Origin of the sequence: Inquilinus sp. CA228 (assembly GCF_052078665.1) — a bacterium.
Classification (GTDB): Bacteria; Pseudomonadota; Alphaproteobacteria; order DSM-16000; family Inquilinaceae; genus Inquilinus.
In genome coordinates this window covers 40,195-50,668 of sequence record NZ_JBQJIK010000062.1, presented here as the reverse complement: position 1 = coordinate 50,668, position 10,474 = coordinate 40,195, and the positions used below count along the sequence as shown (strand labels likewise).

General features: G+C 70.9%; 9 protein-coding genes. 3 read left to right on the top strand and 6 right to left on the bottom strand.

The genetic code is table 11. The features are described 5' to 3' along the window. From ACTOWL_RS26935 to nadA, 3 genes are all read right to left on the bottom strand, one after another. The coding region (locus tag ACTOWL_RS26935) for an FAD-binding protein (RefSeq protein WP_441324370.1) at nt 1–496 on the bottom strand (496 nt) is incomplete at its 3' end. Then, nucleotides 493–1,227 (bottom strand): FAD-binding protein, encoded by a 735-nt coding sequence (locus ACTOWL_RS26930; protein WP_441324369.1) that lies wholly within the window; start codon nt 1,225–1,227, stop codon nt 493–495. The genes ACTOWL_RS26935 and ACTOWL_RS26930, both read right to left, overlap by 4 nt. Further along, nucleotides 1,227–2,225, bottom strand: coding sequence for a quinolinate synthase NadA (gene nadA, locus ACTOWL_RS26925; protein ID WP_441324368.1), 999 nt, complete (start codon nt 2,223–2,225; stop codon nt 1,227–1,229). Before nadA ends, ACTOWL_RS26930 begins: the two co-directional genes overlap by 1 nt. Nucleotides 2,226–2,464: 239 nt before the next feature. On the opposite strand from nadA, the gene ACTOWL_RS26920 reads away from it, so the two are divergent. From ACTOWL_RS26920 to ACTOWL_RS26910, 3 genes are all read left to right on the top strand, one after another. Beyond that, entirely contained in the window at nt 2,465–4,024 is a 1,560-nt protein-coding gene (locus ACTOWL_RS26920; protein WP_441324367.1) for a sensor histidine kinase, read from the top strand. Next, nucleotides 4,021–4,650, top strand: coding sequence for a response regulator transcription factor (locus tag ACTOWL_RS26915; protein WP_441324366.1), 630 nt, complete (start codon nt 4,021–4,023; stop codon nt 4,648–4,650). Before ACTOWL_RS26920 ends, ACTOWL_RS26915 begins: the two co-directional genes overlap by 4 nt. 99 nt (nt 4,651–4,749) lie before the next feature. After that, nucleotides 4,750–5,385 carry a hypothetical protein gene (locus ACTOWL_RS26910; protein ID WP_441324365.1) on the top strand — a complete coding sequence of 212 codons (636 nt, stop codon included), beginning with the start codon at nt 4,750–4,752 and terminating at the stop codon, nt 5,383–5,385. Nucleotides 5,386–5,698: 313 nt separating this feature from the next. On the opposite strand, the gene ACTOWL_RS26905 is transcribed toward ACTOWL_RS26910, so the two are convergent. From ACTOWL_RS26905 to ACTOWL_RS26895, 3 genes are all read right to left on the bottom strand, one after another. Beyond that, on the bottom strand, nt 5,699–7,993 hold the full coding sequence (locus tag ACTOWL_RS26905) for an FdhF/YdeP family oxidoreductase (RefSeq protein ID WP_441324364.1): 2,295 nt from the start codon (nt 7,991–7,993) through the stop codon (nt 5,699–5,701). Between the two features lie 15 nt (nt 7,994–8,008). Then, nucleotides 8,009–8,839: a formate/nitrite transporter family protein gene (locus ACTOWL_RS26900; RefSeq protein ID WP_441324363.1), complete on the bottom strand. Its 831-nt coding sequence runs from the start codon at nt 8,837–8,839 to the stop codon at nt 8,009–8,011. Nucleotides 8,840–8,936: 97 nt separating this feature from the next. Beyond that, nucleotides 8,937–10,160: an oxalate decarboxylase family bicupin gene (locus ACTOWL_RS26895; protein WP_441324362.1), complete on the bottom strand. Its 1,224-nt coding sequence runs from the start codon at nt 10,158–10,160 to the stop codon at nt 8,937–8,939. Nucleotides 10,161–10,474 lie beyond the last annotated feature (314 nt).

Genomic DNA, 10,474 nt, shown 5'->3' with positions numbered 1-10,474 from the left:
CCACGCCGACATGGCGCTCCATCACCCCTCGCAGCGTGGCGACCATGCCGGCGTCGGGGGCGGGGCGGCGGGCGGCGCCGAGCGGCAGCGGGCGCAGCGGCGGCCGGGCGTCGCCGCCGCGGATGTCCGCGGCGATCCAGCCGGCGAAGGCCAGGGCCTCGAGCAGCGAGTTGCTGGCCAGGCGGTTGGCGCCATGCAGGCCGGTCGCCGCGACCTCGCCCGCGGCCCAGAGGCCGGGCACGGAGCTGCGGCCGCTGCCGTCCACTGCCACGCCGCCCATGTGGTAATGCGCCGCCGGGCGGATCGGGATCGGCTGCCGGGACGGGTCCAGCCCGGCCTCGCGGCACAAGGCTGTGACCCGGGCGAAGCGGTCCAACCCGCTGCCCAGAGGCCGCGCGTCCAGGAACACCGCCTCGCCGGCCGCGACCCGGCGCCAGACGGCGCGGGCGATCACGTCGCGCGGGGCCAGGTCGCCCTGCGGATGGTCCGCCATCACCCGCTCGCCCGAGGCCGTGACCAGCGTCGCGCCCTCGCCCCGCCGCGCCCCGGAGGCCACCGCAGCACCGCCCCGGCCCGCGCCGCCAGGGCCAGGCCGGTGCCGGCCACGCCGAGCGGGTTGGTGGTGTGGGCGTAGAGGCCGCCGACCCCGCCGGTGGCCAGCACCACGGCCCGGGCCGGGATGGCGACCGGGGCGCCGTCCTCCCAGGCCAGCACGCCGCAGACGCCGGCCTCGTCGCGCAGCAGGGCGGTGGCGCGGGCATGGCGGAGGGTGATGCGCGGATCGGCCTCGACCGCCCGGGCCAGGGTGTGCAACACCGCGGCGCCGGTGCCGTCGCCGCCGGCATGGACGATGCGGCGGCGGCCATGCGCCGCCTCCAGGCCGAGCGCGAAGCCGCCGTCATCCGAGCGGTCGAAGGGCGCTCCCAGTTCGGCCAGCCAGACGATGCAGCCGGGGGCCGCCTCGGTGACGCGCCGCGCCACCCCCGGGTCGCCCAGCCCAGCGGCGGCCGCCAGCGTGTCGGCGGCGTGCAGCGTCGGGTCGTCGTCGGGGCCTAGCGCCGCGGCGATGCCGCCCTGGGCCCAGCCGGTGGCGGCCGCGGCCCCCACGGGTGCCGAGGTGAGCAGCAGGACGGGCAAGGGGGCCAGCCGCAGCGCCGTGGCCAGGCCGGCGATGCCGGCGCCGATCACCACGACGCGATCCTGCGGGCGGGACGAGATCGCGTCCATCAGCGCACCTCCAGCATGCGTTCGACCGCGGCGCGGGCGCGGGCGATCACGGCGGGGTCCAGCGTCACCGCATGGGTCATCGTCTCCAGCGCGTGCCGGATCTTGGGCAGGGTGATCCGCTTCATGTGCGGGCACAGGTTGCAGGGCCGGATGAAGTCGATCTCCGGGAACTGCACGGCGACGTTGTCGCTCATCGAGCATTCGGTCACCAGCACCACCCGGCCGGGCCGCTCGCGCGCCACATAGTCGCTCATGGCGGCGGTGGAGCCGGCGAAATCGGCCTCCGCCACCACCTCGGGCGGGCATTCCGGATGGGCCAGCACGACCACGCCGGGATGGGCCTCGCGCAGCTGCCGGATGTCGTCCGGCCCGAACCGCTCATGCACCTCGCAGGCGCCCTGCCAGGCGATGATCTCGACTTTGGTCTCGGCCGCGACATTGGCCGCCAGGTAGCCGTCCGGGATGAAGATGACGCGCGGCACGCCCAGGCTCTCCACCACCTTCACGGCGTTGCCGGAGGTGCAGCAGATGTCGCTCTCCGCCTTCACCGCGGCCGAGGTGTTGACATAGGTCACCACCGGCACGCCCGGGTAGCGGCGGCGCAGCAGGCGCACATCCTCCGGCGTGATCGATTCGGCCAGCGAGCAGCCGGCGGCGGCATCGGGGATCAGCACTGTCTTGGCCGGGTTCAGCAGCTTCGCCGTCTCGGCCATGAAGTGCACGCCGCACAGCACGATCACCGAGGCCTCGACCCGGGCCGCCTCGCGTGCCAGGGCCAGGCTGTCGCCGGTGATGTCGGCGATGCCGTGGAAGATCTCCGGCGTCTGGTAGTTGTGCGCCAGGATCACCGCGTCGCGCTCGCGCTTCAGCCGCAGGATGGCGTCGATGTCGGGGGCGAAGCCCGGCCAGTCGAAGGCCGGGATGACGCGGGACAGCCGGTCGTACAGCGGCGCGGTGCGCGCGGCGACGGCTTCGGTGTAGTCGGTCAGGGCGGACATCGGGGTTCTGCTCATTTCGAGAATTAAGAGGACGGGCGCGGCCCGAATCGGTGTCGCTTTGGTTATACTAATTCTCAGAATAAGAAAATCAAGATGGCTTCGCGGAGGACGACCCAGCATCCCGCCGGAAGGTGTTGCCGCCGGCCGCGCGCGTGATCATCTCTCGGCCAGCACGGGCGATTCGAGCCGGCCCGAGGACAGAGCACCATGACCGATCCCGTCGCCGGGCAGCGGCCCCGATGACCGCCACTCCGACCGCAGCATCCGGGTTCCGTCCGGGCGCCACCCTGCGGGCCTGGGCCGGGCGCGACCGGCTGCTGCCGCTGCTGACCGGGGCCCTCGCCCTCGCCATCTTCCAGTTCGACACCTTCAGCCCGATGAAGATCGCGGTGGCGGTGCTCTACGCCATCGTCATCCTGATGTCGGTCGGCTTCCTCGACCGCCGCGGCGTCCTGCTGGTGGCGCTGGGCTGCGGCGGGCTGACCATCATCGGCTTCCTGGTCGGGCTGCGGCACACCGGGTTCGAGGCCCATCTCCTGCGCGGCATCGTCAGCCTGTCGGCCATCGCCATCGCCACCGTGCTGGCCCAGCGCAGCCAGGCGGCGACGGCGGTGCTGCGCGACAGCGAGCGGCGCTGGCGCGGCATCTTCCGGTCGGTCGGCGTGGCGATCTGGGAGGAGGATTTCACCCGGGTCCATCGCCTGTTCGAGGAGCTCGCGCGCCAGGGCGTCCCCGACCTCCGGCGCCGGCTGGAGGACGACCATCGCCTAGTCGAGCGCTGCATCGCCCTGATGCGCACGGTCGACGCCAACGACGCCGCGGTCCGGCTGGTCGGTGCCGCCGATGCGGCCGAGGCGATCGCCGGACGTCCGCGCATCTTCCTGCCCGAGACCGTGCGGACCTGGCGCGACCTGCTGATCGCCCTGGCGGAGGGCCGGCCGTCCTTCGCCGGCGAAACCGTGCTGCAGACCATCGGCGGACAGCGCCGCTCGGTCCTGCTCACCGCCACCTTCCCGGCCGACGGCGTGCGCTCCACCGCCCTGTTGAGCGCCGTCGACATCACCGAACGCCAGGCCCTGGCCGAGGCCCGGGCCGAGCTGGCGCATGTCTCCCGCGTGGTCACGCTCGGCGAGCTGACGACGTCGATTGCGCATGAGGTGAAGCAGCCGCTGGCGGCGATCGTCACCGACAGCCAGGCCTGCCTGCGCTGGCTCGACCGGCCGGTGCCGGCTCTCGACGAGGCCCGGGCCTGCGCCGGCCGGATCGCCGGCCAGGCCAACCGTGCCGACCATGTCGTGCAGCGGCTGCGCGACCTGACCCGGAAGGTGGAGCCGGAACGGGTGCCGGTCGATCCCAACACCGTCGTCGACGACGTGGCCGAGCTGATGCAGCGCGAGATCGCCGACCATGGCGCGGCGCTACGGACCCGGCTCGCGCCCGGGCTGCCGCCGGTGGCGGGCGACCGCATCCAGCTGCAGCAGGTGCTGATCAACCTCATGGTCAACGCGATCCAGGCGATGGCGACGGCGCCCCGCCGCGAGCTCACGGTCGAGACCCTCCGCAGCCCGACAGGGGAGGTCGTGGTCCAGGTCGCGGACAGCGGCGTCGGGCTGGAGCCGGAGGCGATGGCTGGCCTGTTCACCCCGTTCCGCACCACCAAGCCCGGCGGCATGGGCCTCGGGCTGTCGATCTGCCGCTCCATCGTCGAAGCCCATGGCGGGCGGATTCGGGCGTCGCGCAACGCCGATGTGGGGCTGACCTTTCATGTCGCCCTGCCGGCGGCCCGGGCGGCGGCATGACCGATACTTTGGCCGAGGCGCCGCTGGTGCTGGTGCTGGACGACGAGGACGCGGTTCGCACCGCGCTGGACAGCCTGCTGCGCTCGGTCGGCTTCCGCGTCGCCTGCTTCGCCGCGCCGGAGGAACTGCTGCACGGCGACCCGCTGGGGTCGGCGAACTGCCTGGTGCTCGACATCCGGCTGCAGATGGCCAGCGGCTTCGATGTCCAGGCGCAGCTGACCCAGGCCGGACTCGGCATCCCGGTCGTGTTCATGACCGGCCATGGCGACATCCCGATGAGCGTGCGGGCGATGAAGGCCGGCGCCGTCGACTTCCTGACCAAGCCGTTCCGCGACCAGGACATGCTCGACGCCGTCGCCGCGGCCGTCGAGCGCGACCGCGAGCGGCGCGCGGCGGAGCAGCGCGTGGCCGAGGTCGCGGGGCGGTACGAGACCCTGACCCCGCGCGAGCGGCAGATCATGGCCCTGGTCACCACCGGGCTGATGAACAAGGAGATCGCCGGCCGGCTCGGCCTCAGCGAGGTCACGGTCAAGATCCACCGCGGCCAGGTGATGCGGAAGATGGCGGCGCGGTCGGTCGCCGACCTGGTGCGCATCGCCGACGCGCTGGACAGCCGGCCCGGTTAGATCGGGATGAGCCTTGGCCGGATCGGATGACCCTGACGGGATCGGACCTGGTCTCGCTGTTAACACATTGTGCTCTTGTATTAATCTGCGATAATGTTCATGATACGTTCTATGGACAAGGCGCAGACCGATTCGGTTTCGGAAGCCCCGGCCGCTCCGGCGGCAGAGGGGGATCTGCGCGTGCTGGCGGAGCTGGTCGAGATCCAGATGTCGATCGCCCGGGCGACGCAGCAGGAGGCGCTGCAGGCGCCGGCGTTGGGCGTCGACTATTGCCAGCGGATCGCCACCGTCGCGCGCTCGGCGCGGCTGACCCTGCTGCTCAAGGACAAGCTGTCCCGGCAGGTCGACGAGCGTCGCAAGGCGGCGGCGAAGCGTGAGGCGGCCCAGGAGGACTTTCACGATCTGCGGGTGAAGCTGGCGATGCTGGCGGCGGCTTACGAGGTGTCGGAGGACAATGAGGAGATCAACCGCCGCGTCACCGAGGTGCGCGAGCAGTTGGAGCGGCCGGAGGTGGTCGAGCTGATCGAGGCCAGCCGGGCGCCGGTCGCGGTGGCGGCGCTGTGCCGGCGCTGGGGCCTCCCGGTGCGGGTGGAGCAGTGGCTCGAGATGGCCGACGAGGCCATGGAGCAGCTGGGCTTCATACCGCCGCAGGACGGCGAGGACGATCCGCCCGCGGATCAGCCCAAGCCCCGCTCGCCCTCCGGCCGCAAGCCCAGGCCGCCGGACACGGGGTAAGCCGCTCGCGAACTCGCTGTCTTCACAACCTTTCAGCATCGATGAGCGCAGCCTTCCACACTCCCCCTCCCCTTGCGGGAGGGGGTTGGGGGAGGGGTCTGCGCGCGTCCGCGCGCGAATGCGGAGAAAACAGGTCTCGCCGTCATGGCCGAAGCGTCAGAATTCAGGCCGGCCTTGATGGCGAAAACCCCCTCCCCCTGCCCCCTCCCGCGAGGGGAGGGGGAGGGTAGAAGGGATGGATCGGCTCGAACGGCGGTATTCTGAAAAAGCCTCGCAAGCGGGAGAGGCAACGCGAAACCGGCCGCATCGTGTTCTACCCGGCGCGGCGGATCACCACCGGGATCGACTTGTAGGTCGGCGTGCCGCTGCGCTCGTCATAGGAGTCGAGCGCGACCAGGCCGTTGGCCTCGGGGTAGTAGGCGGCGGCCGAGCCCCGGGCGATGTCATAGGCCACGGCGGTGACGCCGCGCAGCACCCGCGGCGGATCGCCCGGGTCGTTGGCCACCGCCTCGACATCGACCAGATCGCCATGGCCGAGGCCCAGCGCCGCCAAGTCGTCCCCGTTCAGGAATACCACGTCGCGCCGGCCGGTGATGCCGCGGTAGCGGTCGTTCAGGCCGTAGATCGTGGTGTTGTACTGGTCGTGGCTGCGGATGGTGGTCAGACGCAGCGCGTCGGCCCGGGCCACGCGCGGATCTTCCTCGACCCCGGCGCAGACCAGGAAGTGGGCCTTGCCCGACGGCGTCCGCCATTCGCGCTGCGACGCCGGCACGTTCAGCCGGAACCCGCCGGGCTCGGCGACGCGGGCGTTGAAGTCGAAGAAGTCGGGGAACACCGCCTCGATCTTGTCGCGGATGCGGGCGTAGTCGGCGACCAGCCCGGCCCAGTCGACCTTCGTGTCCGGCAGCGTCGCCAGCGCCAGCCCGGCGACGATCGCCGGCTCCGACCGCAGCTGGTCCGAGGCCGGGGGCAGGGCGCCGCGCGAGGCGTGCACCATCGACATCGAATCCTCGACCGTGATCGACTGGACACCGCCTTCCTGCAGGTCGCGCTCGGTGCGGCCGAGGCAGGGCAGGATGATCGACTCCTGCGCCAGCAGCAGGTGCGAGCGGTTCAGCTTGGTGGCGATGTGCACCGCCAGGTCCAGCTTGCGCATGCCGGCGAACACCGCGTCGGGGTCGGACATGGCGACGGCGAGGTTGCCGCCGAGGCAGATGATCGCCTTGGACCGGCCGTCGATGATCGCCTGCACCGATTCCACCGCGCTGTGGCCCTTCTCCCGCGGCGGGTCGAAGCCGAAGACCCGCTCGATCGCGTCGAGGAACGGCTTGGACGGGATCTCGGTGATGCCGACGGTACGGTCGCCCTGCACGTTGGAATGGCCGCGCAGCGGGCAGATGCCGGCGCCCGGCCGGCCGATATTGCCGCGCAGCAGCATCAGGTTGGCCAGCTGCTGCACATTCGAGGTGCCGTGCCGGTGCTGGGTCAGGCCCATGCCGTAGCAGACGATGACCTTCTGCGCCTTGGCATAGACCGAAGCGGCGGATTCGATGGTGTCGCGCGGCAGGCCGGATTGCGCCTCGATCACCTCCCAGGACACCGTCTCCAGATCCGCGACCAGTGCTTCGAAGCCGGCGGTGTGCCCGGCGATGAAGGCCCGGTCCAGCAACCCCGGCCCGCCGGCGGCGAGGTCCGCGGCGTCGGCCGCCAGCAGCGCCTTCATCATGCCCTTCAGCACGGCGACGTCGCCGCCGACCTTGACCTGGTGGTAGGCCGAGGCGATCGGGGTCGAGCCGAGGGTCAGCATCTCCATCGGGCTCTGCGGCGCCGCGAAGCGCTCCAGCCCGCGCTCGCGCAGCGGGTTGAAGACCACGATCGGCACGCCGCGCTTCGCCGCCTCGCGCAACGTCGTCAGCATGCGCGGATGGTTGGTGCCCGGGTTGTGGCCGATGCAGAAGATGGCGTCGCAGAGGTCGAAATCCTCCAGCGTCACCGTGCCCTTGCCGACGCCGATCGACACCGGCAGGCCGACGCTCGTGGCCTCGTGGCACATGTTCGAGCAGTCGGGGAAGTTGTTGGTGCCGTATTCGCGGACGAAGAGCTGGTACAGGAAGGCGGCCTCGTTCGAGGTCCGGCCGGAGGTATAGAACTCGACCGTGTTCGGGTCGGCATAGCCGCGCAATCGCTCGCCGATCCGGCGGAACGCTTCGTCCCAGCTGACCGGCAGGTAGCGGTCGGTCGCCCGGTCATAGGCCAGCGGATGGGTCAGCCGGCCCTCGTCCTCCAGCGCATGGTCGGACCAGGTCCAGAGCTCGGAGACCGGGTGCGCGGCGAAGAACTCCGGTGTGACGCGCTTGCTCGTGGTCTCCCACGACACCGCCTTGGCGCCGTTCTCGCAGAACTCGAAGGACGAGGTGTGCTTCGGGTCGGGCCAGGCGCAGCCGGGGCAGTCGAAGCCCGAGGGCTGGTTCATCCGCATCAGCGCGCGGGTGTCCTCGGCGATCGCCATCTGGTCCTTGATCGCCCGGGCCACGGCGCCGAGGGCACCCCAGCCGCCGGCCGGGCCGCCATAGGGCTTCACGCCCGGGACATCGGTGTCTTTCGGCATCGCAAGGCTCCTCGGCTAGACGCGTGGCAGAACGTTCGACGGCCGGGCCGCCGGGGCAGGGACCGTGGCTTCGGCCGGCCGGTCGGCGCCGCGCTCCTGCAGCCAGTAGCCCAGCCCGACCATCAGGCCGCCGCCGACGAGGTTGCCCAGCGTCACCCAGACCAGGTTGTGCACGGCGCCGCCGAGCGTGACCGTCTCCGGATGCGCGCCCAGCAGGGCCAGGGCGAAGACGAACATGTTGGCGACCGAATGCTCGAAGCCGCAGGCGACGAAGAGCGCGATCGGCCAGAAGATCAGCGCGATCTTGGCGGCGTCGTTCTCGGTGCGGCCGCACATCCAGATGGCCAGGCAGACCAGCCAGTTGCACAATAGGCCGCGGGCGAACAGCTCATAGCCGGGCGCCGCCATCTTGGCGGCGACCACGGCGAAGAACTCGCTGCTGCCGTCGGTCAGCAGCACGCCGCCGCCGGCCATGTGCAGCAGCCCCGCCAGCACCACTGCACCGGCCAGGTTGCCGACCCAGCAGGCGATCCAGACCCGCAGCATGTCGCCCACGCCGCTGTCGCCGCGCAGCACGGCGAAGGGCATGTACATGGCGGTGCCGGTGAACAGTTCCGACCCGGCGAAGATCACGATGGTCAGGGCCGAGGCGAAGACCGTGCCCATCACCAGATGCGACCAGGATGGGTCGGCATGGGCGCCGACGGTGAACATGAAGATGTCGCCGAAGCCGATATAGGCGCCGGCCAGGGCCGAGCCGATCAGGAAGGCCAGCAGATGGGCCCTGACCATCCCGGCCTTGTGCGCCCCGGACTCGGCATATTTGGCAATCGTGTCGCGATACATCGCCAGCCTTCTCCTTCACGGCGTCGAAGATCGTTCAGCCCATCCCTCGCCGGACCCCCGCGTCTGGCGCAGGGGGCCCGGCGGCGGGGCCGCCGGCTCAGCCGGCGACGACCGGGCTCTTGTCCTTGCGCAGCGCGTCCATCACCGCCTTGTCGAGGTTGAGATGGCCCTGCACCAACTCCGGCGGGGTCAGCGCCATCCACTGGTTCAGCGAGACGTCGGCGTAGTAGCTGCTCTTGAACATCTCGAGGAAGCGCAGCGTGGTGGTGCCGGTGTTCTCGATGTAGTGGCCCATGGCGAAGGGCACGTAGCCGACATCGCCGGCGACGTAGTCGATGGTGCGGGCGGACCCGACCGCGCCGAACACGCCCATGCGGGCCTGGCCCTCGATGTAGTACTGCCACTCATCGGCGTTCGGGTGCCAGTGCAGCTCGCGCATCCCGCCGGGCTCGATCTCGACCAGCGCCGCGGCGATGGTCTTGGAGGCTTGGAAGTTCGAGGAGTCGGTGATGCGGACGGTGCCGCCCTTGGTCTTGATCGGGTCCTGCGCCAGCATCTTGTGGCTGAAGACCTGCGGCACCGGGCTCGCCCCGGGGATCCTGTCGCCGGCCAGCGGGCCCGGGATCGGCAGGTTGAAGATGTAGCGCTGATGCGGATCCGGCGTGTTACCGAAATACTTCGGATCGACACCGAAATTCTTGCCCAGCACGTCGGTCGGCACATGCTTGAACCAGTCGCTCAGCAGGAAGGTGCCGTCCTCGTCGAATTCGCCGTCATCGAAGACGAGCAGGAATTCGCAGCCATCCTTGCCCAGGCCCTGGATCGAATGCGGGATGCCCGAGGGGAAGTACCAGAGGTCGCCGACGCCGACATCGTCGACGAAGTTGTTGCCCGCGGCGTCGACGGCGGTGATCCGCGCCTCGCCATACAGCATGTAGGCCCATTCCGCCTGCTTGTGCCAGTGCAGCTCGCGCGTGCCGCCGGCGTTCAGGCGCATGTTCACGCCCGCGATGGTCTTGGAGACGCTGAGCTCGCGGATCGTGACCTGGCGGGTCCAGCCGCCCTCCTCCTGGCGCATATGCGAGTCGGAGAATGAATAGCGCAGGTTCTGGAACGTGCCGCTGTCGGTCCGCGGCGGGTTCAGGAAGCTCGGATTCTCCTGGTCGCGCATCAGATCGCGCGGGCCGGGATCGGTGCCGCCGCGGCCGGGGGTCATCGGCTGCGGCACGGCCGCGGTCTGGGCATTCGCGCCGGTGGCGGCGACGGCGAGGCCGCCTGCGGCCAGGGTGCCGAGGGCGGCGCGGCGGGTGAACAGGGTCATTGTTTTTTCCTCCAGTCCTTCGTGGTCCCGGCTTTTCAGGAGCCGGACCGCACGTCGCGGGCGCTGAGCGGCGCGACGGCGTCATCGGATCCACGCGTCGATCGTCTTTCCCGGGAGGCGGGGAGGGGGAGGTTGGGACGGCCAGCCGCCAGAACCTCGCCCGCGCCTTCGGCCCAAGCCGATTGGCACGCTGGCTCGATGGTCGGGACGGCAGGGCCGGGCGGCAGGTTTCGGTTGTCATCCGAGAAGGGCGCCGCCTCGGCCATCGCCGGTCCGACCGCCGATGCCCGGGAAGAAAACGCCCTTTGCAGGCC

Excerpts from the sequence above, each read along its gene's own strand:
- ACTOWL_RS26930 (WP_441324369.1), bottom strand. The coding sequence starts at position 1,227 with ATGGACGCGATCTCGTCCCGCCCGCAGGATCGCGTCGTGGTGATCGGC.
- nadA (WP_441324368.1), bottom strand. The coding sequence starts at position 2,225 with ATGTCCGCCCTGACCGACTACACCGAAGCCGTCGCCGCGCGCACCGCG.
- ACTOWL_RS26920 (WP_441324367.1), top strand. The coding sequence starts at position 2,465 with ATGACCGCCACTCCGACCGCAGCATCCGGGTTCCGTCCGGGCGCCACC.
- ACTOWL_RS26915 (WP_441324366.1), top strand. The coding sequence starts at position 4,021 with ATGACCGATACTTTGGCCGAGGCGCCGCTGGTGCTGGTGCTGGACGAC.
- ACTOWL_RS26910 (WP_441324365.1), top strand. The coding sequence starts at position 4,750 with ATGATACGTTCTATGGACAAGGCGCAGACCGATTCGGTTTCGGAAGCC.
- ACTOWL_RS26905 (WP_441324364.1), bottom strand. The coding sequence starts at position 7,993 with ATGCCGAAAGACACCGATGTCCCGGGCGTGAAGCCCTATGGCGGCCCG.
- ACTOWL_RS26900 (WP_441324363.1), bottom strand. The coding sequence starts at position 8,839 with ATGTATCGCGACACGATTGCCAAATATGCCGAGTCCGGGGCGCACAAG.
- ACTOWL_RS26895 (WP_441324362.1), bottom strand. The coding sequence starts at position 10,160 with ATGACCCTGTTCACCCGCCGCGCCGCCCTCGGCACCCTGGCCGCAGGC.